The sequence below is a fragment of the Methylobacterium sp. 391_Methyba4 genome, from assembly GCF_029691625.1.
Classification (GTDB): domain Bacteria; phylum Pseudomonadota; class Alphaproteobacteria; order Rhizobiales; family Beijerinckiaceae; genus Methylobacterium; species Methylobacterium fujisawaense.
On sequence record NZ_CP121475.1, the window covers coordinates 6117794 to 6139423 of the forward strand.

Sequence of the window (21630 nt, forward strand, 5' to 3'; positions counted from 1 at the left end):
CCGCCGGAGCCGGCAAGCGCCCTGGGGTCGGAAGTGACTGCCGTGCGCCGATCCACCCGATGTCGGCGCGGAGGCGGGCCTGCAGTCATGCGCCCGGCTGTGGGCGGGCGCCGAGAGGGCATTGGGGATGCCTTCGAAGAGCGAGCCCCTGCGTCGAAGCCCGTCCGCTGAGGCATCCCGGAAACGGCATCTCGACGGGACGCAACGCGCGTCGGTCTTCAGTCGCCCTCCAGGCTTTCTGCGATCAGTGCCATGCGCACCAGCTCGGACAGGCTGCCCGCCTGCATCTTGGACATGACGTTGGCCCGGTAGATCTCGACGGTCCGCGGGCTGATGCCGAGATCGAGCCCGATGACCTTGTTGGCCTTGCCGGCGACCAGTCCTTCCAGGACCTGGCGCTCGCGCTCGCTGAGTGCGGCCAAGCGCGCCCGCACCGCGTCCCCCTCGGCGTCGCGCGTCCGGGCGCGATCCGCCCGCGCCAAGGCCGATCGGATGCTGGCGAGAAGAACGTCGTCGTCGAAGGGCTTCTCGATGAAGTCCACCGCGCCGGCCTTCATCGCTTCGACCGCGAGCGCGACGTCCGCATGGCCTGTCATGACGATCACGGGCGGCATCCGGCCTCTCTGCCGGAGGCGGTGCAGCAGTTCGACGCCGTCGATGTCGGGCATGCGCACGTCCGTGACGATGCATCCGACACGGTCGGTCCCCGCGGCGAGGAAGGCGGTCGCCGAGTCGTGCACCTGGACGGCCAGTCCGTCGGTCGCCAGCAGGAAGGCGAGGGACTGGCGCACCGCGAGATCGTCATCCACGATGTGCACGGGCGCGTCAGTCGACATGAGCCATCTCCTCGCGGTCGAGCGTGCGCAGGGTGAAGCGGAAGGTCGTTCCGCCGTCCGGACCCGGGCAGGCCAGGATCTTGCCGCCATGGGCCTCGACGATGGTTCGACAGATCGACAGGCCGACGCCCATGCCGTTCGCCTTCGTTGTCACGAAGGGCTGGAACAGCTGCTCGGCGATCTCGGGCGCGATGCCGGTCCCGGTATCCGACACCCGTATCTCGACCAGGCCTTCGGCCGGACGCGCCCGCGTCCCGACGACGAGTTCGCGCCGGGTCACGTCCTGCATGGCCTCGATCGCGTTGCGGATGAGGTTGAGCAGGACCTGCTGCACTTGGATCCGGTCGGCCAGCACGAGCGGCGCATCCGGATCGAGATCGAAGCGGACGCGCACGCCCTTCTCCTTGGCGCCGACGAGGGCGAGGGCGCTCGCCTCCTCGACCAGCTTGGGCAGGCTTTCGATATGCCGCTCGTTCTCGCCGCGCGATACGAAGTCCCGCAGGTGCCGGATCACCTGTCCGGCTCTCAGGGCCTGATCGGCCGCTTGGTTCACCGCGTCGGAGAGCCGGGCCGCCTCCGGGCCTTCCATGCGCCCGAGGAGGCGGCGGCAGCCCTTGAGATAGCTCGCGATTGCCGTGAGCGGCTGGTTGATCTCGTGCGCCAGCGTCGATGCCATCTCGCCCAGGGCGGTGAAGCGCGACATGTGCACCAGCTCGGACTGCAACTCCTGCAGACGCATCTCCGTCTGGTTCCGTTCGGTGAGGTCGCGGATGAAGCCGGTGAAGTAGCGCACGCCGCCCGAACGCATCTCGCCGACCGCCAATTCCATCGGGAAGGTCGAGCCGTCCTTGCGCTGGCCGACCACGACGCGGCCGATGCCGATGATGCGGCGTTCTCCGGTCGAACGGTAGCGCGCCATGTAGGCGTCGTGCTGGCTCCGATACGGTTCCGGCATCAGCAGGCTGACATTCCGGCCGACCATCTCGTCCGGCCCGTAACCGAACTGCCGCACGGCCGCCGCGCTGAACGATTTGATCTGCGCCTGCTCGTCGATGACGATCATGGCGTCGGGGACCGTGTCGAGGATCGAGCGCAGATGCGCCTCGCGCGCCCGCAGGTCTTCATCGGCCTGCTTCTGTTCGTGAATGCTGAAGACCACGCCGCGGTGGCGGCACGGCCGACCGTCGGCGCCGAGCTGCACGCGGCCGCGCGAACGCAGCCAGTGGACGCGTCCATCGGGATGCACCACCCGATAATCGACCTCGTAGCGTCCGCCCTCCGCCAGCGCGCGCCCGATGGCGTCCGCCCTGGCTGCGCGGTCGTCCGGATGCACGAAGGCCTGCATCGCGTCGAAGGTGGTCAGGCGGTCCGGCGGCACCCCGAACAGACGAAGGCAGGACGGCAAGATCGTGACGCGCCCGGTCCGGACGTCGAGGGCCCAGCCGCAGATGCCCGCTTCGTCGAGCGTCAGCCGAAGTCCCTCCGCGTCGAAGGGGTCGTCGCCGCGGGAACCCGGATCGTTGGGAGGGTCAGACGTCGTCATGTCGGCCGTACGGGGGGACGGCATCGTCATCCGTCCGGATCGTCGGCGCCCGTCTTACAACGCCGGGTCCATCAAGAAACAGCCGGCGCGCACCGCGGTCGTCGGTCCTCCGGGAGGGCCTGGCCTGCGGGGCTCCTGGCGGCCCGCGATCCTGGCCTCGAGCCGCCGACGCCTCCGCCCCGCATCCGGCTGCCCGCGGCGCGGCGGGGCCGGGAACGCAGCTTGCACGGCGCAGGGGGCGGCCGCGCGACGCCTGAGGAGGGCCGGCCGGTTACGCTTAAGCGCGTGATGCGATTTCGGATTTTGGAATGGAGCGGGTGAAGGGAATCGAACCCTCGTATTCAGCTTGGAAGGCTGCTGCTCTACCATTGAGCTACACCCGCGCGGGCGGATCGTTAGCACGCTGCGATGCCCGTGAGAAGGTGGGACGCGGCCAGCGATGAACGGCCGCCGCGAAGGGACGATCCTCCGGCGCCGCGCCGCTCGGCAACCCGGCACCCCCTCGAAACGAGGGGCTTGCGACGGTCGCGTCGCTCCAGCCGGGGGCACTCGTCGCGGGACCGAGGCGTCGCCCGATCAGCCGAGCCCCAGCGCGGCGCGGGCCTCGGCGGGCGTCGCGATCCGCCGGCCGTGCCGGGCCACGGCCTCGGCGGCGAGGCCGACCAGTTCGCCGTTGCTGGCCGCCAGACGGTCCTTCGTCACCCGGATGTTGTCCTCCAGGCCGGTGCGGACCGCGTCGGCGCCGCGGGCGAGCGCCCAGTCCATCACGATCGCCTGGTTGCGGCCGATCCCGGCCGCCGTCCACGTCGCCTCCGGCAGGATCCGCCGCGTCTCGGCGAGCAGGATGTCGAGGAGGTGCTCCTCGGCCGGCATCGCGTTCTGGACGCCCAGGACGAACTGCACGTGCGGGCGCGCGTCGATCAGGCCTGCCTCCACGAGGCGCTTGGCGCCGTGCAGGTGCGAGAGGTCGAAGATCTCGATCTCGGGCCGGACGCCATACTGCTTCATCTGGCCGGCGAGGTCGGTCACGAGGCTTGCGGAATTCTCGTAGACGATCGTCGGGAAGTTCACCGAGCCGGTGGACAGGGACGCCATGTCGGGCCGGTGCTTGAGCGAGAGGCCGCGGGCGGCCGGGTCGCGCCCGCGCCCCCCCGTGGAGAACTGCACGATCATCCCTGGGCAGTGCTCGCGCAGCCCCGCCTGCACGGCGGCGAACTTGTCCGGGTCGGAGGAGGGCGACTCGTCGTCGTTGCGCACGTGGATATGGCAGAGCGTGGCGCCCGCCTCGAAGGCCTGATGCGTCGACTCGACCTGCTCGGAGACGGTGACCGGAACGGCCGGGTTGTCGGTCTTGCGCGGCACGGAGCCGGTGATCGCCACCGCGATCACAACGGGCACCTCGCTCCGGGATCCTGCCATCCGCCTGTCCTCCCTGCCTCTTGGAATTCGGAATCCCGGATAGCGCCGCGCAAGCCGGATCTGAACCGCCCGGCGCGGGCGGCAGATCCGTCTGCGCGACATCTCGGGCCGGATGACAGCCCGGACCCGTGTCCCGACGGACTTGTGTCTCGCCGGCGCTTGCCGCACCTCTTCCGGCCGCGAGGCACACGATGAACGACACGATCCTGGTCCTGAACGGGCCGAACCTGAACCTGCTCGGCAAGCGCCAGCCCGAGATCTACGGCCGCGACACCCTGGCCGACGTCGAGGCCCTGTGCCGCGAGACCGCCGCCGGCTTCGGGCTCACGGTCGATTTCCGCCAGAGCAACGCCGAGCACGTGATGATCGACGCGATCCACGATTTCCGGGTCGGCTCGGCCGGTATCGTCATCAACGCGGGCGCCTACACCCATACCTCCGTGGCGCTCCTCGACGCGCTCAACACCTGCGAGGTGCCGGTGATCGAGTGCCACATCTCGAACGTCCACCGGCGCGAGGCCTTCCGCCACCACTCCTACATCTCGCTCGCCGCCACGGCGGTTCTGGCGGGGTTCGGGACGCACGGCTACGCGCTCGCCATCCGCCACCTCGCGCATCTGCGGTCCGGCAAGCCTGCATGAGGCGCGGATAGCGCCGCGATCAGGGTTGACGCTGGCGGAGACAGGGCGGAGGAGGGCGGTCAGGCCCTAGTTTCACGCGCGCTCCCCGGCCGGACCGGTCCTCATGGCCCCGGAGAGCGCCTCAAGCGGAGCGCGCACGCCGCATGACCAGCCCCTTCCTGCCCCTCGACCGGACCGTCATCGCCCGCGAGGCGGCCAAGATGTTCCTCGAGATCGGTGCCGTCCTCTTCTACAAGGACGAGCCGTTCAAGTTCACCTCCGGTTGGGCGAGCCCGGTTTACACCGACAGCCGGAAGATCATCTCGTTCCCGCGCCTGCGCTCGACGCTGATGGACTTCGCCACCGCCACGATCGTGCGCGAGATCGGCTACGAGAAGCTGACCCACATCGCGGGCGGCGAGACCGCCGGCATCCCCTTCGCGGCCTGGATCGCCGACCGGATGATGCTGCCCATGCAGTATATCCGCAAGAAGCCCAAGGGCTTCGGCCGCAACGCGCAGATCGAGGGCGAGATCGTCGACGGCGCCCGGACGCTGCTGGTCGAGGATCTGGCCACCGACGGACGCAGTAAGGTCAACTTCTGCAAGGCCCTGCGCGAGTCCGGCGCCCAGGTCGATCACTGCTTCGTGCTGTTCTACTACGACATCTTCCCCGGCAGCGCCGCGCTGATGGAGGAGATCGGCATCAAGCTCCACTACCTCACCACGTGGTGGGACGTACTGGCGGTGGCCAAGGAGATGGGCACCTTCGATCCGAAGACGCTCGACGAGGTCGAGCGCTTCCTCAACGCGCCGGCCGAGTGGTCGGCCGCCCATGGCGGCATCTCCGCCTTCGGCCAGGCCTGAGGGGTTTTCGCGATGGGCGTCGCAGACCTGTTCCCCGCCGAGCGCCAGGACGCGAAGCCGGTCGACCGGATCACGATCCGCCGGCCGGACGACTGGCACATCCACCTGCGCGACGGCGCGATGCTGAAGGCGGTGCTGCCCTACACGGCGGCGCAGTTCGCCCGGGGCATCATCATGCCGAACCTCGTGCCGCCGGTGACCACGGTCGCCGCCGCGGAGGCCTATCGCGCGCGGATCCTGGCGGCCCTTCCCGCCGGCATGGACTTCACCCCGCTCATGACCTGCTACCTGCGGGACGACACCGATCCGGACGAGATCGAGCGCGGCTTCCGGGAGAAGGTCTGGGTCGCCGCCAAGCTCTATCCGGCGGGCGCGACCACGAACTCCCATGCGGGCGTCACCGACCTCCTGGGGATCGCGCCGGTGCTGGAGCGGATGGAGCGGATCGGCATGCCGCTCCTGATCCACGGCGAGGCCACCGACCCGGAGATCGACATCTTCGACCGGGAGGCCGCGTTCATGGAGGGCAGCCTGATCCCGCTGCTCGGCCGGCACAAGGGGCTGAAGGTCACCGTGGAGCACGCCACCACGGCGGAGATCCTCGACGTGGTCCGGGAGCACCGGAGCCGGTGCGCGGCCACGATCACGCCGCACCACCTCGTGATCAACCGGACGCACATCTTCCAGGGCGGGCTGCGCCCGCACCTGTACTGCCTGCCGGTGGCCAAGCGCGAGCGGCACCGGCTGGCCCTGCGCAGGGCCGCGACCTCCGGCGAGGCCTGCTTCTATCTCGGCACCGACACCGCCCCCCACGTCCGCGGCGCCAAGGAGGCGGCCTGCGGCTGCGCAGGCGTGTTCTGCGGGCCGAGCGCGCTCCAGACCTACGTGCAGGTCTTCGACGAGGAGGGGGCGCTCGATAAGTTCGAGGCCTTCGCCTCCCTCAACGGCGCCCGCTTCCACGGTCTGGAGCCGAATGCCGGGACCGTCACCCTGGAGCGCCGGCCCGGCCGCGTCGCCGAGGCCGTGACCGTGGACGACACCGCGGTGGTGGTGTTCCGGGGTGACGAGACGCTGCCCTGGTCGGTGGTGTGACCGCCTAGGCTGAGGACAGCGCACCGTCATCGCGAGCGGCGCGAAGCGACCCAGGGCAGCGCGACATCGGCGATCGTCGCGCGACACTGGATTGCTTCGCTGCGCTCGCGGAGACGGACATCGGCACTCCATCCAATCAGCCAAAGCCATCTTTGCCTGGATCCAACCTCCGGTTACCGATCTTCGGTTGATCCGGAGGAGGGTACGATGCAGGACGCGCGACAGGACGGAATCACGGCCATGGGCGCCGTGGATCTCGCCGCGGCGATCCGCGGGCGGGTCGTCTCCTGCGCGGAGGTGATGCGCGCCTATCTGGAGCGGATCCACCGGCTCAACCCGCAGGTCAACGCGATCGTGGGCCTGCAGGACGACGCGGCGCTCTTGCGCGAGGCCGAAGGTGCGGACGCCGTCCTGGCGCGGGGCGAGCCCGTCGGGCCGCTGCACGGCTTCCCGCTGGCCGTGAAGGACCTCGACCCGGTCCGCGGCCTGCCGTTCACCCAAGGGTCGCCGATCTTCGCCGACCGGATCGCCGAGACGGACTCGATCATGGTGACGCGCCTGCGCGCCGCCGGGGCGATCTTCATCGGCAAGACCAACATCCCCGAATTCGGCCTCGGCTCGCACAGCTTCAACCCGGTCTACGGCGCCACCGGCAACGCCTACGATCCGGCGAAGACCGGGGGCGGGTCGAGCGGCGGCGCGGCCGTGGCGGTGGCGCTGCGGATGCAGCCGGTGGCCGACGGCAGCGACCATGCCGGCTCGCTCCGCAACCCGCCGGCCTTCAACAATTGCTACGGCCTGCGCCCGGCCTGGGGACGGATCCCCGCCGAGGCCAAGGACGTGTTCAGCCCCGGGCTTGGCGTGCTCGGGGCGATCGGGCGCACGCCCGCCGATATCGGCCTGATGCTCTCGGTGCTGGCGGGCTACGACCCCCGCTGCCCGAACGCCATCCGGCAGGACCCCTCCGCCTTCGCGAGCCCGCTCGCCCGCGACTTCCGCGGGACGCGGATCGCGTGGCTCGGCGATTGCGGCGGCCAGATCCCCTTCGATCCCGGCGTGCTCGACGTCGGACGCGCCGCCCTGGCGACGTTCGCGGAGATCGGCTGCACCGTCGAGGAGGCGATGCCGCGCTACGACATGGAGCGGCTCTGGGAGGATTGGCTGGTGCTGCGCGCCTTCACCGTCGCGGCAAATCTCCGCCCGTTCTACGACGAGCCCCGCCACCGGGCCCTGCTCAAGCCGGAGGCGGTCTGGGAGGTCGAGCGGGGGCTGGCGCTCGGCGCCGACCGGATCATCGCGGCCCTGGAGGGGCGCACCCGCTGGTACGAGACCCTGCGCCGCTTCATGGAGGGCTACGATTACCTCGTCATGCCGAGCACGCAGGTCTTCCCGTTCGACAAGGCCCTGCGCTGGCCCGAGACGGTGGGCGGACAGGCGATGGACACCTATCACCGCTGGATGCAGATCACGATCCCGGCGACGATGTCGGGCCTGCCGGCGCTCGACGTGCCGGCCGGGTTCGGAGCCGCCGGACTGCCCACCGGCATCCAGATCGTCGGACCCAACCACGGCGAACTCGCCTGCCTGCAACTCGGGGCCGCCTACGACGCTGCGAGCAACTGGGTCCGCCGCTTCCCGCCGCCCCTGCAGTGAGGGAGCGGCTCCGCCTCCGAACCGGCTCACTTGCACGCGCGGACGCGTTGACCCGCCGCGCGCGCTCCGCTATGAGGCCCGACACTTCGCGCGCCGACCATGAGCCAGTTCCGGATCATGCGGGCGCCGCGGGGCAGGTTCGGATTTCCGATGACCACGGTCCTTATTGTAGCGGTAGCGTCACCGACGGGGCGGCCCTGAGCTAGGGCCGCGATCCGGGCGGTGGCGCATGCAGGGTCCCTCGGGGCCCTTTTTTGTTGCCCGCGTCCGGGCGGGACAGGACTGGGACGGACGGAGATCCGAGGCGATAGGCACCTTCGGGCGAGGCGGAGACCGCCCCGCGTGACGAGGGTGCCGGGAGAGAGGACGGGGCAGGGCGGCGATCACGGGATCGCGGTGGCTCCGGAGAGCGCGAGGAGACGAGCATGGGCGGCGAGGTCATGACCGGGGCCGAGATGGTCATCCGGGCCTTCCAGGATCAGGGTGTCGACACGCTGTTCGGGTATCCGGGCGGCGCCGTACTTCCGATCTACGACGCGCTCTTCCACCAGAACGCCGTCAAGCACATCCTCGTCCGCCACGAGCAGGGCGCCGTCCACGCCGCCGAGGGCTATGCCCGCTCCTCCGGCAAGGTCGGCTGCGTGCTGGTCACCTCGGGCCCCGGTGCGACCAACATCGTCACCGGGCTGACCGACGCGATGCTGGATTCGATCCCGCTGGTCTGCATCACCGGCCAGGTCCCGACGCACCTGATCGGCACCGACGCGTTCCAAGAGTGTGACACGGTCGGCATCACGCGCCACTGCACGAAGCACAATTACCTGGTCAAATCGATCGACGACCTGCCGCGCATCCTGCACGAGGCGTTCTACGTCGCGGCCAACGGCCGTCCCGGCCCGGTCGTGGTCGACCTGCCCAAGGACATTCAGTTCGCGTCCGGCCTCTACGAGCGCCCGGAGATCGCGAGCCACAAGACCTACCGCCCGGCCGTGAAGGGCGACGCCGACCGGATCCGCGCGGCCGTCGAACTGATGGCGACCGCGCGCCGGCCGGTCTTCTACACCGGCGGCGGCGTGATCAATTCCGGCCCGGAGGCGTCGCGCCTGCTGCGCGAGCTCGTCCGCGAGACCGGCTTCCCGATCACCTCGACCCTGATGGGGCTCGGCGCCTATCCGGGCACGGACGAGAAGTTCCTGGGCATGCTCGGCATGCACGGGACCTACGAGGCCAACCTCGCGATGCACGAGTGCGACGTGATGATCTGCGTCGGCGCCCGGTTCGACGACCGGATCACCGGCCGTCTCGACGCGTTCTCGCCCTTCTCCAAGAAGATCCACATCGACGTCGACGCCTCCTCGATCAACAAGGTCGTCAAGGTCGATGTCGGGATCGTCGGCGACTGCGCCTCGGTGCTCGCCGACATGCTGGAGGCGTGGCGCGCCCTGCCGTCGCGGCCCGACAAGTCCAACCTCGATCCGTGGTTCCAGAAGATTAGTGCCTGGAAGGTGCGGGACTGCCTCGCCTACTGGCCGTCGGGCACGATCATCAAGCCGCAATACGCCGTGCAGCGCCTCTACGAGGCCTGCAAGGACCGCGAGACCTACATCACCACCGAGGTCGGCCAGCACCAGATGTGGGCGGCCCAGTACTTCAAGTACGACGAGCCGAACCGCTGGATGACCTCAGGCGGCCTCGGCACGATGGGCTACGGCCTGCCGGCGGCGATCGGCACGCAGCTCGCGCATCCGAATGGGCTGGTGATCGACATCGCCGGCGAGGCCTCGATCTTGATGAACATGCAGGAGATGTCGACGGCGGTGCAGTACCGCCTGCCGATCAAGGTGTTCATCCTGAACAACGAGTACATGGGCATGGTCCGGCAGTGGCAGGAGCTGCTGCACGGCTCGCGCTACTCGCAGAGCTATTCGGAGAGCCTGCCGGACTTCGTGAAGCTCGCGGAGGCCTACGGCGCCAAGGGCATGCGCTGCGAGAAGCCGGGCGACCTCGACGGCGCCATCGCGGAGATGCTCGCCTATGACGGCCCGGTGATCTTCGACTGCATCGTCGACAAGACCGAGAACTGCTTCCCGATGATCCCGTCGGGCAAGGCGCACAACGAGATGCTCCTGTCCGACTACCTCGGTGAGACCGGCGTCGAACTCGGCGACGTGATCTCCGAGGAAGGCAAGATGCTGGTGTGATGGGTTTGGCGGCGGCCCTCCGGGGTCGCCGCTGGTGAGCACGGACGGGACGACGAGGACGAGGCCGGCGATGAATGCGATGAACACCCACTACCCCGATGCCGTCCGCGTCGAGCCGGTGAACCGGCACACGCTGGCGGTGATCGTCGACAACGAGCCCGGCGTGCTCGCGCGCATTTCGGGCCTGTTCTCCGGCCGCGGCTACAACATCGAGAGCCTGACCGTCTCCGAGACCGAGGAGGCGCGCCACATCTCCCGCATCACCATCGTCACGACGGGCACCAACGCCGTGATCGAGCAGATCAAGGCGCAGCTCGACCGGCTGGTGCCGGTCCACCGGGTGGTGGACCTGACGCTCCAGGGCAACGCCCTCGAGCGCGAGATCTGCCTCGTGAAGGTGAAGGGCGAGGGCGAGCACCGCAGCGAGGCCCTGCGGCTGGCCGCCGCGTTCGGCGCCAAGACGCTGGACGCCACGCTCAACTCCTTCGTGTTCGAATTGACCGGCGCCACCGAGGAGATCGACCGGTTCGTGCGCCTGATGAGCGTGATCGGGCTGGTGGAGATCTGCCGGACCGGCATCTCCGCGATGGGGCGCGGGGCTGAGCCGCTGTAGGCTCCGGCGGCTGACCTCTGCTAGGATGCCCCGTCCCCGCAGGAGGCGGAGTGATGGAAGCCAAGGTCATCCGCTGGGGTGACGACCTCGCCGTCCGTCTGAGCAGCGCGGAGGCCGAAGAACTCGGCATCCGCGAAGGCGAGACGGTCGAGATCGTCTCGAAGCGCCCGGTCCCGCCGGAGCCGCAGCAATGGGCTGGGCGCCGGTACGTCAACGGGCTGCCGGTCTATACGCTCGAGGACATGGTCGCCGAGATGCGCCGTCTGGGCCCGGATTTCGAGCCGCCGACCGTGGACTGGGGTCCGGATGTCGGCTCTGAGATCATCGATGACGACGACTCCCGCTGAGCCATCGCTTCAGGCCGGCGATTTGATCCTCGTCGAATTCGGTCCTGTCCGCGGGACGGAACAAGATGGTCGTCGACCGGCGTTGGTTGTGTCGGAAGTGCTGATGAACACGGCGACGCGCCGCGTCATCGTCTGCCCGATTACGAGCAACATCGAACCATGGCCGACGAAGGTCATGCTTCCGGTCGGAATGACTGTCGAAGGCGCGGTGTTGACGGATCAGATCCGGTCCATCGATCAGCGGGCGCGTATTCTGAGGCGCCTCGGCGTCGCGCCGGGCGCTGTTCTCGCCGAAGTCCGGCATCAGATCGCGAAACTGCTCGGGCTTTGAAGCAGGACGGCGTATAGCAGTGTCATGACCGCCCGCACCCTCTACTACGCCCCCGGCGCCTGCTCGCTCGCCGCCCACATCGTCCTGGAGGAATCCGGGCTGCCCTACGAGGGCATCAAGCTCGACCTCGCCGCCGGCGACCAGCGCCGGCCGGAATACCTCGCGATCAACGATCGCGGCCGCGTGCCGGCGCTGACCGAGGACGGCTGGGTGCTCACCGAATGTGCGGCCATCATGCGCCACGTGGCCCGTCAGGTGCCGGAGACGGCTCTGTGGCCCGCCGACCTGCGGGAGCAGGCCGCCGCGGACGAGTGGCTCGGCTGGCTCGCCTGCAACCACCACGTGACCTACGCGCATGTCCGCCGTCCGGAACGCTACACCGAGGATGAGAGCGCGTTCGACGGCATCAAGAGCAAGGCGGCCAACACCTACGCGGATCTCGCCACCATGACCGAGGTGCGCCTCTCGCACGGCGGCTGGGCGGTGGGCGACCGCTTCAGCGTCGTCGACGCCTACCTGATGGTCTTCTGGTTCTGGGCCAACGGCCCGGTGCTGCGGTTCGACATGGCCGGCCGCTTCCCGGCCTGGACCGCCCATGCCCGCCGCGTCGCCGAGCGCCCGGCCGTGCAGGCCGTCTTCGCCCGCGAGGGGTTGCCGCTCCCGCACTAATCCCATTCGGTCGCGGCAACCCCCTTGCCGCGGCCATCGAATCGGCCTAGAGCGCGTACCGTACGGTACGGTACGCTATTCGAGATGATGCAGGCCAGCGCCACAGCAGAGCGGGAAGCGCCGTCGGCACGCCAGCAGGCGGTGCTGGACGTCGTGCTCGGCCTCATGGTCGAGGACGGCGAGCAGCTCACCATGGACGCCGTCGCGCGCCGGGCGAGCTGCTCGAAGGAGACGCTCTACAAGTGGTTCGGCGACCGGGACGGGTTGCTGACCGCGACGGTGCGCTGGCAGGCCTCCCGGGTCCATGCCGGGCACGACGCCGCGCAGATCCTCGACGGGGCGACCCTGCGGGAGCGCCTGCAGGATTTCGCCGTGACGTGGCTGGAGGTCATCACCGGCCCCACCTCGGTCGCGTTGAACCGCATCGCCATCGCGCATGCCGGCTCGCGCAAGAGCAATCTCGGCGGCATCGTGCTGGCCAACGGCCGCTTCGCCATCGGCGAGCGGGTGAAGCCCGTGCTGGAGGCCGGGCGCGCCGCCGGGCTACTCGCCTTCGCCGACAGCGAGGCCACCTTCCGCACCTTCTTCGGCCTCGTCGGCCGGGATATCCAGATTCGACTTCTGCTCGGCGAGACCCTCGATTTCGACGGGGCCGAGATCCGGCGCGATGCGGGCCGCGCCGTCGAGCAGTTTCTGGCCCTCTACGGCCAGGCCAAACCCGACCCGAACCGCCACGTTTAAGAGGAGACAGACATGCGGGTGTATTACGATCGCGACGCCGACCTGAACCTGATCAAGGGCAAGAAGGTCGCCATCGTCGGCTACGGCAGCCAGGGCCACGCCCACGCGCTCAACCTGCGCGATTCCGGCGTGAAGGACATCGTCATCGCCCTGCGCGAGGGCTCCGCCACCGCCAAGAAGGCCGAGCACGAGGGCTTCAAGGTCCTGTCGGTCGCCGAGGCCGCCAAGTGGGCCGACGTGGTGATGATGCTCACCCCCGACGAGCTGCAGGGCGACATCTACCGCGAGTCCCTCGAGGGCAACATGAAGCAGGGCGCCGCGCTCCTGTTCGCCCATGGCCTCAACGTCCACTTCAACCTGATCGAGCCGCGCAAGGATCTCGACGTCCTGATGGTCGCCCCGAAGGGCCCGGGCCACACCGTGCGCTCCGAGTACCTCCGCGGCGGCGGCGTACCGACCCTGATCGCCATCGCGCAGGACGCGAGCGGAAACGCCCACGACCTCGGCCTGTCCTACGCCTCGGCGAACGGCGGCGGCCGCGCCGGCATCATCGAGACGACGTTCAAGGAGGAGTGCGAGACCGACCTGTTCGGCGAGCAGGCCGTGCTCTGCGGCGGCCTCGTCGAGCTGATCAAGGCCGGCTTCGAGACCCTGGTCGAGGCGGGCTACGCCCCCGAGATGGCCTATTTCGAGTGCCTCCACGAGGTGAAGCTGATCGTCGACCTCATCTACGAGGGCGGCATCGCCAACATGAACTACTCGATCTCCAACACGGCCGAGTATGGCGAGTACGTCACCGGCCCGCGCATCGTCACGCCCGAGACCAAGGCCGAGATGAAGCGCGTGCTGAACGACATCCAGTCGGGCACCTTCACCCGCAACTGGATGCTGGAGAACAAGGTCAACCAGACCTCGTTCAAGGCGACCCGCGCCAAGCTCGCCGCCCACCCGATCGAGGAGGTCGGCGCCAAGCTCCGCGGCATGATGCCGTGGATCTCCGAGAAGGCGCTGGTCGACAAGACCCGCAACTGATTGCTTCGGATTGCGCGGCCGGGCTCTGCTCGGCCGCGCCCGGGGGCCGGTCACGCGAAAGCGTGGCCGGCCCTTCGCGTTCCGGGTTGCCCGACCTGGGGAGTCCCGGCCATAAGCCCGCCAGCGGTCCCGCGTGTACGAGGACCGGCTAGCGGAGAGGACACGCATGGCATCGCTCTATTCCGACGCGCACCGGGCGCTGCAGGAGGAGTTCGGCACCACCAAGCTCGCGGTGCGCCTCGACGAGGACTGGGTCCACGAGAGCATCCAGCCGGACGAGGCCGCCTTCATCGGCTCCCGCGACATGTTCTTCCTCTCGACCGTCGACCCGGACGGCATGCCGACCGTCTCCTACAAGGGCGGCCCCACGGGCTTCGTGAAGGTGCTCGACGCCAACACGCTGGTGTTCCCGGGCTTCGACGGCAACGGCATGTTCTACTCGATGGGCAACATCGCGGGGCAGGCCAAGGTCGGCCTGCTGTTCATCGATTTCGAGACGCCCCACCGCATCCGCGTGCAGGGCCACGCCACGCTGTTGCGCGACGACGCCCTGATGGCCGAGTACACCGAGGCCAAGTATTTGGTGAAGGTCGCGGTGACGAAGATCTGGATCAACTGCCCGCGCTACATCCACAAGTACCAGAAGCTCGAGCAGAACAAGTACGTGCCGCGGCCCGGCCGCGAGACGCCGCTCGCCGCCTGGAAGCGTCTGGACCTCGCGGGCGACGTGATCAGCGACGAAGACAAGGCGCGGGTCGCCCGGGAGGGCAAGCTGGAGGTCTCGGAGTACGAGGCGCTGGTCGCCCGCGGCGAGGCCTGACGACCCTTTGCCGGCCGCCTCGCGAAATGGGGCGGCCGGCGGGCGCTCGATATGCCGGGAATTCAATCTTCGGCGCACAAGTTGATACCAAGTAGATATCCGCGGCGCTTCATATTGATGTAGCAATATAATTGCGACTGATCGCGGCCGAGTTCAAAATTTCTTGACGATGTGCGGGGGTGGCCGCTAGATTTCCTGCAAATCTAGTCGGTCACATCCTTGCGCGGATCGTAGAGAACATGCTTTCGCTGCCCCTGCGTGTCGCCGTTATCTGTAGCGTCCTGATCGCTGCGGTTTTCGCGGGAGGGATGACTTTTCTTGCCCGTCGAATCAACGCTTCCTTCGAGGAGCAGGCGGCCAAGATGCAGTCGGAGACTCTGTCGAACGAGGCGCGCGAGGTCCGGTTTCGCCTCGCGGTCGCGGCCAAGACCGCCGAGAGCATCGCGGTCTCCGCCTCGGCCCTGCGCGCCCGCGGCATTCAGGACCGTGAGGTCTACGATGCGATGCTGCGCGAGCTTCTGCGCGCCAACCCCAGCCTGATCGCGACCTGGACGGGCTGGGAGCCGGATGCCTTGGACGGGCGCGACCGCACGTTCGCCGGCACGGCCTCGTCGGACGCGAGCGGCCGCTTCATGCCCTACTGGAATCGCGGCAGCGGCACGATCAAGCGGGAGGTTCTCACCGGCTACGAGGCCGAGCCGGACGGCGCCTATTACCTTCAGCCGAAGAAGCTGAACCGCTTGGTGGCCATCGAACCCTACATCTACCCGGTGGCCGGGAAGGACGTCGTCATGATGTCGTTCGGCGCGCCGATCAGCGTGGACGGCAAGTATCGCGGCACCGCCGGTGTCGACATCGACCTCGGATCCCTGAATGCCGCCTTCGGCGCGGTGAAGCCGTTCGGGACCGGCTACCTGGCCGTGGTCTCGGCGAGCGGAACGACCGTCGCGCATCCGACCGGCGCGGCGGCCGGGAAGCCGATGCACGGCTTCGACGCGTCGGCAGCCGACGCGGCCAGGCAGGCGATCGCGGCAGGCGCCGTGGTGGTGACCGATGCGCCGGGCCCGGATGGGGCGCCGTGGCGGTACATGGCGCAGCATATCCAGGCGGGCGAGACGCCCGACCGCTGGGCCATCGTGGTCGCGGTGCCGGTGGCGACGCTCACGGCTGCCGCCGATCAGGCGCGCGCCAGGCTCATCGGCATCTCGGTCCTCTGCGTGCTGATCGGCTGCGCGGTCGTCTTCGGCGCGCTGCACCGCCTCGTCAGAAAGCCGGTCCGCGCCCTCGGCAGGACCATCGGCGACATGGCCGCGGGCGATTACGGGGCGGACGTGCCCGAGGCTCGGCGCCGCGACGAGGTCGGGCTGGTCGGGCGGGCCGTCCTGAACCTGCGCGACGGCCTCCGGGCGCAGGCGGAGGCCGACACGCAGGCGCGGGCTTCTGCCCAGGCCGCCGCCGACCGGGACCGCAAGCGGGTGACGGCGGATCTGGCGAACACCTTCGAGCAGGCGGTCGGCGGCATCGTCGAGACGGTCACGAACGCGGCCACCGAGCTGCAGGCCACGGCCCGGGCGCTGGCCGCCACGGCGTCGGAGACCGCCGGCCAGTCGACCACCGTCGCGGCCGGGGCCGAGGAGGCGGCCGCCAACGTCCGGGCCGCGGCCTCGGCGGCCGAGGAGCTCGGCAGCTCCGTGCAGGAGATCGGGCGTCAGGTCCAGGGCTCCGCCCAACTCGCGCGGGCCGCGGCCGACGAGGCCGGGCGCACGGTGCGTCTGGTCGAGGATCTGAGTGCGGCCGTGATGAAGATCGGGGACGTGGTGGCGCTGATCAGCGGCATCGCGGGCCAGACCAACCTGCTGGCCCTCAACGCCACCATCGAGGCGGCCCGTGCCGGCGAGGCCGGACGGGGCTTCGCGGTCGTGGCCGCCGAGGTGAAGGCGCTGGCCGAACAGACCGCGCGGGCCACCGAGGAGATCGCGGGCCAGATCGCCCGCGTGCAGGCCTCGACCGCGCAGGCGGCCTCGGCGATCGGCAGCATCACGACGCGCGTCGACGAGATCAGCGGCGTGGCCACGACGATCGCCGCCGCGGTCGAGCAGCAGGGTACGGCGACCCAAGAGATCGTCCGCAACGTGACCCAGGCCGCCGCCGGCACGGGCGAGGTGACGACGAACATCGCCCGCGTGGCCGAAGCCGCCGACATGACCGGCTCGGCCGCGGGCCAGGTGCTGGACTCGTCCGCGAACCTGTCGCAGCAATCCGAGCACCTCCGGGCGGAGGTCAGCCGCTTCCTCGGAACGGTGCGCGCGGCCTGAGGACCACCGGGCCGGCCTGCGCGCTACGGGGCTTTTCGGGCGACGATGAACACCCGCGGGAAGGCCAGCAGGCGCTGCCCGTCGCTGCGCGGCGTGTAGGCGGCGTCGATCGCGCCGGTATAGGCCGCCAGGAAGCCGGCCTTCTCCCCGGGCTCCAGCGGGTCGAGGAAGGGCCGGAGCCCCGTGGCGCTCACCCAGTCCACGATGGCGGCGGCATCCGCCATCCGGTGGTGATAGGCAGTGCGCCAGACATCGACCTCGGCGGCCATGGGCGCCAGCAGGTCGTAGTAGGCCGCGGGCTCCAGCATGCGGCCGAGGCGGCCGGCTACGGCCGGGTCGCCGATCGTTGCCGCCCAGGGTCCGGCCGCCGCGACTTCGCGCATCAGCCGGTGGGTGGGCTCGGCGAGATTGTCGGGCATCTGCACGGCGAGCACCCCGCCCGGGGCGAGGAGACCGAACAGCCGCGGCAGCAGGGTCGCGTGGTCCGGCAGCCATTGCAGGACGGCGTTGGCGAAGATCAGGTCCGGGGCGCGCTCCGGGACCCAGGTCGCGGCATCGGCCTGCGCGAAGGTGAGGTCGGGCAGGCGGGCACGGGCGCTCTCCAGCATCGCCGGGGAACTGTCGAGGCCGAGCACCTCAGCATCGGGAAATCGCGCCGCGATCAGCGCGGTGGAATTGCCGGGCCCGCAGCCGAGATCGCAGGCGAGCCGTGGCGCGTCGAGGGGCACGCGGGCGAGGAGCTCGGCCGCTGGCCGCGTCCGCTCGTCCTCGAAACGGGTGTAGAGGGCGGGGTTCCAATCGGCCATCTCAACCTTCCGTGCGACGCCTCAGCAGCCGAGCTGGTCGGCGAGGTCCGCCAGGTCCCGCGCCGCGTGGGTGACCGGCACCGTCGGCGCGGTCTCGCCGCCGGCCGGGCCGTGCTCGTGCGGGCGGGCGATGTGGGCGGTGGACAGACCGTGGCGCGCCGCCGCCGCGAGGTCGTTCGAGTGCGCCGCGACCATCATCGTTTCCGCCGGCGCGAACCCGAAGGCCGCCACCGCGTCGCGGTAGAGCGCCGGCTTCGGCTTGTAGTCGCGGGAATAGCCGGCGCCGAGCACCGCGTCGAAGATCAGCCCGTTGCGGCGGGCGAGGTCGGCCATCAACCGGACAGGCCCGTTGGAGTTCGGCGCCAGGAGGTGCTTCTCCCGCAGCCGCCGCAGCGCGTCCGGCACCTCGGGCCAGGCTTCGAGCCGGTGCCACGCCTGGACCAGCTCCCGCTGCACGGTCTCGGGCACGCCCGCGATGCCGAACTGCGCCAGCACGTCGGGCAGGGACTCGGCCTGGAGCGTGTCGAGGTCGACATAGGGCCGGGCGCCGGAGCGCACCGTCTCCATCGACGGGTCGTAGCGGGCCCGCCACGCATCCGCGAAGGCGCCCGCATCGAGGCTCGGCGCGACGGGCGCCAGCAGCCGCGCCGCCTCGCGGGCGACGCCGGAGCGCCAGTCGACGAGCGTCCCGAAGACGTCGAAGACCAGCGCCCGGATTGTCACCGCACCGCCTGGAGGCTGGGGCCCCGCCGCACGAAGCCGACGATGTCCTTGACCGCGTCGAGGGTCTGCGCCGCGATCGTCTCCGCCCGGGCGGAGCCGTCGGCCAGCACGGCGTCGATATGGCCGGGATCGGCGGTGAGCCGCCGCATCTCCCCGGCGATCGGCGCGAGGCTCGTCACGGCGAGGTCGGCGAGCGCCGGCTTGAAGGTCGAGAACTGCGCCCCGCCGAAGTCGCGCAGCACGTCCTCGCGGCTGATGCCGGCCAGCGCCGCGTAGATCCCCACGAGGTTGTCGGCCTCGGGCCGCTCCTTCAGGCCCGCCACCTCGGAGGGGAGGGGCTCTGGATCGGTCTTCGCCCGGCGGATCTTCTGGGCGATGGCGTCCGCATCGTCCGTGAGATTGATCCGGGCGTTGTCGGACGGGTCCGACTTCGACATCTTCTTGGCGCCGTCGCGCAACGACATGACCCGGGCGGCCGGACCGCCGATCAGCGGTTCCGTGATCGGGAAGAACGCGTCGCCGTGGCCGTGCGCCGCGATCGAGCCTGCGAAGTCGGTGTTGAACTTCTGCGCGATGTCGCGGGTCAGCTCCAGATGCTGCTTCTGGTCCTCGCCCACGGGCACGTGGGTCGCCCGGTAGGCCAGGATGTCGGCGGCCATCAGCACCGGGTAGTCGTACAGGCCGATCGAGGCGTTCTCCCGGTCCTTGCCGGCCTTCTCCTTGAACTGGGTCATGCGGTTCAGCCAGCCGAGGCGGGCGACGCAGTTGAACACCCAGGCGAGCTCGGCGTGCTGGGGCACCTGGCTCTGGTTGAACACGATCGAGCGCTTCGGATCGATGCCGGCGGCGAGGAAGGCGGCCGTGACCTCGCGGATCTGGCCGCGCAGGGCCTCCGGATCCTGCCAGACGGTGATCGCGTGCAGGTCGACCACGCAGTACAGGCACTGCGCGTCGCGGTCCTGCATCTCCACGAAGCGCTTCACCGCTCCGAGATAGTTGCCGAGATGCAGGTTGCCGGTGGGCTGGACGCCCGAGAAGACCAATTCGGTGAACGCGGCCATCGGCGCCGATCCTGAGCAAAGATAGACCGGGGCTCCGCGCCGTCCGGGCGCGGGGTTACTCGCACCCGTAGGCCGGAATGGTCAAGGACGCGCTCACGACTCCCGCACGGGGCGCTTCGCGCTGGGGCAGAGGTCGGTCAGGACGCAGCGCCCGCAGGCGGGCCGGTGATGGTGGCAGACCTGCTGGCCGTGCAGCATCAGGATCTCGTGATTGTCGTAGAGATCCTGCGCGTTCCACGCGGCGGGCAATTGCCCCCGCAGGATCGCGTGCGCCGGGCCGACATCGACCCGCGGGCCGATCAGCCCGAGGCGCTGGGCGACCCGGTGATGGTGGCTATCCACCGGCAGCGCCGGCATCCGCAGGGTGGAGAACGACAGGACCGCCGCACTGGTCTTCGGCCCGATCCCGGGGATGGCCTGCAGCCACGCCCGCGCCGCCTCGACCTCCATGTCGGCCAGGAAGGCGAGGTCGAGGGTTCCGCACCGGTCGCGCAGGGCCCGGATCACGTCGCGGATGCGCGGCGCCTTCAGCTCCGGCCATGTCACCCCCGCGATGGCGGCCTCGATCTCCGGCACGTCCGCGTCGATCACCGCCTCCCAGTCCGGGAAGCGTGCCCGCAGGGCCTTGAAGGCCCGGCCGGATTCGGCGTTGCGCGTCCGGTGCGACAGGAGCGAGGAGACGAGTTCGCTGACCGGATCCAGGCTGTGGAAGTACGGGATCGGGCAGCCGTAGACCGGGCAGAGGCGCGCGTGGATCGCCAGAGCCTTCTCGGCGAGGGCGGGATCCATGGCGTTGGGGGCCGCCTTGCGGCGCGGAGGCGGGACGGTCCCGGTTCTGAGGTCGGTGGCGGGCATGTCGGGCGAATCCGCGAGCCGACGCCCCTGTTCCTGCCGGGGCGGGGCAGCGGCGATCTGTCCGATCTCCGCGCATGCGCGTCAGGAACGGGCGATCGGGTGCCGCGCACTCCTCCCTTCCCCGCAGAGGGGGGCGAGAGGCGGCGGTTGCGGCCGGTTCTCCGGCGCGGGATCGGTCCGCGACGTCGGCCGATCTGCCGGCCCCTACTTCACCAGCGCGTAGATGTTCACGTCGAGGTTGTCGTCGGTACCGTCCTTGAGGTCGGTGGCGTATTCCTCGACGAACCGGTCCTGCACCACGATGTCCTTGGCATCGAGATAGGCGGTCAGGGTCTCGTAGGTGCTGTCGATCGACTCGTAGGAACCCTTGTGGGCGAAGCGCAACGCCTTGCCGGAGGGCGTCGTGCCGAAGCGCAGCCCGTCGGTCTCCGCCGGCGCCGGGTTCGGCGCGGCCGCCACCGGGATCATCGCCTCGAACTCGAAGCCGTCATCGTCGGTCCGGGTGAAGACCGCCAGCGGCCGGCCGGCCGGCGCGACGCCCAGCTTGGCGAGGTCGGCCTCGATCCGCGCGAAGGCCTGCTTCAGGTTCGGCACGGCCTCCTCCCATTTGGTCTTGCCCGACAGGATCGCGGCGGGCTTCGACGGCAGGGTGACCTCGTCGACGTCGCCGGGCTCGCCGGCCTTTTCGATGAGCGTCGGACGCGCGGGCGTTCCCACCGCGGACTGGCCCGCGGGCGGGGGCGCCACCGATTGCTGGGGGGCCGGGGCCGCGCTCTTGTCCGGATCGGCCACCGGGTTCGGCGCCGTCGTCGTCGGCAGCGGGTTCGTCTGGGCCGGCGCGGGTGCCGTGGAGGGCGGCGGCGCAGGCTGCTGCTGCGCGGCGATCGGGCCGCCGGACGCGAGCACGAGGGCGGCCGAGAGGGCGACGAGCGGACGAAGGCGGATCACGTGGGGCGCTCCGGTCGAGGCCCGCGGATGATCGCGCAGGCTCCCGCCGCGTAACCTAGTGGCGAACGGGACGGCCCGCGAGGGCACCGCGGACGAGAGCCGCGGGTGCGGCGCATCTGCCACGCTGCTGCACCCCTCG

General features: G+C 70.0%; 21 protein-coding genes and 1 tRNA gene. 13 read left to right on the forward strand and 9 right to left on the reverse strand.

The window, feature by feature from the left end:
• Positions 1-218 precede the first annotated feature (218 nt).
• From fixJ to P9K36_RS28865, 4 genes are all read right to left on the reverse strand, one after another.
• Positions 219-836: a response regulator FixJ gene (fixJ, locus tag P9K36_RS28850; RefSeq protein WP_043345590.1), complete on the reverse strand. Its 618-nt coding sequence runs from the start codon at positions 834-836 to the stop codon at positions 219-221.
• Complete coding sequence (locus P9K36_RS28855; protein WP_043761715.1) at positions 826-2379, reverse strand: PAS domain S-box protein; 1554 nt, start codon at positions 2377-2379, stop codon at positions 826-828. The genes fixJ and P9K36_RS28855 overlap by 11 nt, the downstream gene beginning before the upstream one ends.
• A 309-nt stretch (positions 2380-2688) precedes the next feature.
• Positions 2689-2762: transfer RNA gene (locus tag P9K36_RS28860), tRNA-Gly, on the reverse strand.
• A gap of 193 nt (positions 2763-2955) precedes the next feature.
• On the reverse strand, positions 2956-3798 hold the full coding sequence (locus P9K36_RS28865) for a 3-keto-5-aminohexanoate cleavage protein (RefSeq protein ID WP_043760265.1): 843 nt from the start codon (positions 3796-3798) through the stop codon (positions 2956-2958).
• Positions 3799-3989: 191 nt separating this feature from the next.
• Here P9K36_RS28865 and aroQ point away from each other — a divergent pair, with 191 nt between their 5' ends.
• From aroQ to P9K36_RS28930, 13 genes are all read left to right on the forward strand, one after another.
• Complete coding sequence (gene aroQ, locus P9K36_RS28870) at positions 3990-4439, forward strand: type II 3-dehydroquinate dehydratase (protein ID WP_043352489.1); 450 nt, start codon at positions 3990-3992, stop codon at positions 4437-4439.
• 143 nt (positions 4440-4582) lie between these two features.
• Positions 4583-5284: an orotate phosphoribosyltransferase gene (locus tag P9K36_RS28875; RefSeq protein WP_043382568.1), complete on the forward strand. Its 702-nt coding sequence runs from the start codon at positions 4583-4585 to the stop codon at positions 5282-5284.
• 12 nt (positions 5285-5296) lie between these two features.
• Positions 5297-6376: a dihydroorotase gene (gene pyrC / locus P9K36_RS28880; protein ID WP_043760268.1), complete on the forward strand. Its 1080-nt coding sequence runs from the start codon at positions 5297-5299 to the stop codon at positions 6374-6376.
• Positions 6377-6583: 207 nt separating this feature from the next.
• Entirely contained in the window at positions 6584-8029 is a 1446-nt protein-coding gene (locus tag P9K36_RS28885; RefSeq protein ID WP_111473227.1) for an amidase, read from the forward strand.
• Positions 8030-8454: 425 nt separating this feature from the next.
• A complete protein-coding gene (locus P9K36_RS28890; RefSeq protein WP_111473226.1) occupies positions 8455-10230 on the forward strand; it encodes an acetolactate synthase 3 large subunit in 1776 nt (591 codons plus the stop codon).
• 70 nt (positions 10231-10300) lie between these two features.
• Positions 10301-10843: an acetolactate synthase small subunit gene (gene ilvN / locus P9K36_RS28895; RefSeq protein ID WP_043347129.1), complete on the forward strand. Its 543-nt coding sequence runs from the start codon at positions 10301-10303 to the stop codon at positions 10841-10843.
• 53 nt (positions 10844-10896) lie between these two features.
• Positions 10897-11190 carry a MazF family transcriptional regulator gene (locus P9K36_RS28900; protein WP_043382578.1) on the forward strand — a complete coding sequence of 98 codons (294 nt, stop codon included), beginning with the start codon at positions 10897-10899 and terminating at the stop codon, positions 11188-11190.
• The gene (locus P9K36_RS28905) at positions 11171-11521 is read left to right on the forward strand and encodes a type II toxin-antitoxin system PemK/MazF family toxin (RefSeq protein WP_043347126.1); all 351 of its coding nucleotides are present in this window, start codon (positions 11171-11173) and stop codon (positions 11519-11521) included. Before P9K36_RS28900 ends, P9K36_RS28905 begins: the two co-directional genes overlap by 20 nt.
• 24 nt (positions 11522-11545) lie before the next feature.
• Positions 11546-12190 (forward strand): glutathione S-transferase N-terminal domain-containing protein, encoded by a 645-nt coding sequence (locus P9K36_RS28910; RefSeq protein WP_111473225.1) that lies wholly within the window; start codon positions 11546-11548, stop codon positions 12188-12190.
• A gap of 84 nt (positions 12191-12274) precedes the next feature.
• Complete coding sequence (locus tag P9K36_RS28915; RefSeq protein ID WP_043347122.1) at positions 12275-12931, forward strand: TetR/AcrR family transcriptional regulator C-terminal domain-containing protein; 657 nt, start codon at positions 12275-12277, stop codon at positions 12929-12931.
• A 12-nt stretch (positions 12932-12943) separates the two neighbouring features.
• Complete coding sequence (gene ilvC / locus P9K36_RS28920; protein WP_012322218.1) at positions 12944-13963, forward strand: ketol-acid reductoisomerase; 1020 nt, start codon at positions 12944-12946, stop codon at positions 13961-13963.
• A 166-nt stretch (positions 13964-14129) separates the two neighbouring features.
• Complete coding sequence (locus tag P9K36_RS28925; RefSeq protein WP_043347120.1) at positions 14130-14783, forward strand: pyridoxamine 5'-phosphate oxidase family protein; 654 nt, start codon at positions 14130-14132, stop codon at positions 14781-14783.
• Positions 14784-15022: 239 nt separating this feature from the next.
• On the forward strand, positions 15023-17098 hold the full coding sequence (locus P9K36_RS28930) for a methyl-accepting chemotaxis protein (RefSeq protein WP_278306286.1): 2076 nt from the start codon (positions 15023-15025) through the stop codon (positions 17096-17098).
• Between the two features lie 23 nt (positions 17099-17121).
• On the opposite strand, the gene tam is transcribed toward P9K36_RS28930, so the two are convergent.
• From tam to P9K36_RS28955, 5 genes are all read right to left on the reverse strand, one after another.
• The gene (gene tam / locus P9K36_RS28935) at positions 17122-17904 is read right to left on the reverse strand and encodes a trans-aconitate 2-methyltransferase (RefSeq protein WP_043760274.1); all 783 of its coding nucleotides are present in this window, start codon (positions 17902-17904) and stop codon (positions 17122-17124) included.
• A gap of 21 nt (positions 17905-17925) precedes the next feature.
• A complete protein-coding gene (locus tag P9K36_RS28940; RefSeq protein WP_043760276.1) occupies positions 17926-18627 on the reverse strand; it encodes a haloacid dehalogenase type II in 702 nt (233 codons plus the stop codon).
• Positions 18624-19688, reverse strand: a complete 1065-nt coding sequence (gene trpS, locus P9K36_RS28945; protein WP_278306287.1) for a tryptophan--tRNA ligase — start codon at positions 19686-19688, stop codon at positions 18624-18626. Before trpS ends, P9K36_RS28940 begins: the two co-directional genes overlap by 4 nt.
• 93 nt (positions 19689-19781) lie before the next feature.
• Positions 19782-20543: a Fe-S cluster assembly protein HesB gene (locus P9K36_RS28950; RefSeq protein ID WP_278306288.1), complete on the reverse strand. Its 762-nt coding sequence runs from the start codon at positions 20541-20543 to the stop codon at positions 19782-19784.
• A 204-nt stretch (positions 20544-20747) separates the two neighbouring features.
• On the reverse strand, positions 20748-21491 hold the full coding sequence (locus P9K36_RS28955; protein ID WP_043382595.1) for a GyrI-like domain-containing protein: 744 nt from the start codon (positions 21489-21491) through the stop codon (positions 20748-20750).
• Positions 21492-21630 lie beyond the last annotated feature (139 nt).

Coding starts and splice junctions, on each gene's coding strand:
- P9K36_RS28930 (WP_278306286.1), top strand. CDS start 15,023: ATGCTTTCGCTGCCCCTGCGTGTCGCCGTTATCTGTAGCGTCCTGATC.
- aroQ (WP_043352489.1), top strand. CDS start 3,990: ATGAACGACACGATCCTGGTCCTGAACGGGCCGAACCTGAACCTGCTC.
- P9K36_RS28925 (WP_043347120.1), top strand. CDS start 14,130: ATGGCATCGCTCTATTCCGACGCGCACCGGGCGCTGCAGGAGGAGTTC.
- ilvN (WP_043347129.1), top strand. CDS start 10,301: ATGAATGCGATGAACACCCACTACCCCGATGCCGTCCGCGTCGAGCCG.
- P9K36_RS28950 (WP_278306288.1), bottom strand. CDS start 20,543: ATGCCCGCCACCGACCTCAGAACCGGGACCGTCCCGCCTCCGCGCCGC.
- ilvC (WP_012322218.1), top strand. CDS start 12,944: ATGCGGGTGTATTACGATCGCGACGCCGACCTGAACCTGATCAAGGGC.
- P9K36_RS28890 (WP_111473226.1), top strand. CDS start 8,455: ATGGGCGGCGAGGTCATGACCGGGGCCGAGATGGTCATCCGGGCCTTC.
- trpS (WP_278306287.1), bottom strand. CDS start 19,688: ATGGCCGCGTTCACCGAATTGGTCTTCTCGGGCGTCCAGCCCACCGGC.
- tam (WP_043760274.1), bottom strand. CDS start 17,904: ATGGCCGATTGGAACCCCGCCCTCTACACCCGTTTCGAGGACGAGCGG.
- P9K36_RS28865 (WP_043760265.1), bottom strand. CDS start 3,798: ATGGCAGGATCCCGGAGCGAGGTGCCCGTTGTGATCGCGGTGGCGATC.
- fixJ (WP_043345590.1), bottom strand. CDS start 836: ATGTCGACTGACGCGCCCGTGCACATCGTGGATGACGATCTCGCGGTG.
- P9K36_RS28910 (WP_111473225.1), top strand. CDS start 11,546: ATGACCGCCCGCACCCTCTACTACGCCCCCGGCGCCTGCTCGCTCGCC.
- P9K36_RS28915 (WP_043347122.1), top strand. CDS start 12,275: ATGATGCAGGCCAGCGCCACAGCAGAGCGGGAAGCGCCGTCGGCACGC.
- P9K36_RS28905 (WP_043347126.1), top strand. CDS start 11,171: ATGACGACGACTCCCGCTGAGCCATCGCTTCAGGCCGGCGATTTGATC.
- P9K36_RS28855 (WP_043761715.1), bottom strand. CDS start 2,379: ATGACGACGTCTGACCCTCCCAACGATCCGGGTTCCCGCGGCGACGAC.
- pyrC (WP_043760268.1), top strand. CDS start 5,297: ATGGGCGTCGCAGACCTGTTCCCCGCCGAGCGCCAGGACGCGAAGCCG.
- P9K36_RS28875 (WP_043382568.1), top strand. CDS start 4,583: ATGACCAGCCCCTTCCTGCCCCTCGACCGGACCGTCATCGCCCGCGAG.
- P9K36_RS28885 (WP_111473227.1), top strand. CDS start 6,584: ATGCAGGACGCGCGACAGGACGGAATCACGGCCATGGGCGCCGTGGAT.
- P9K36_RS28900 (WP_043382578.1), top strand. CDS start 10,897: ATGGAAGCCAAGGTCATCCGCTGGGGTGACGACCTCGCCGTCCGTCTG.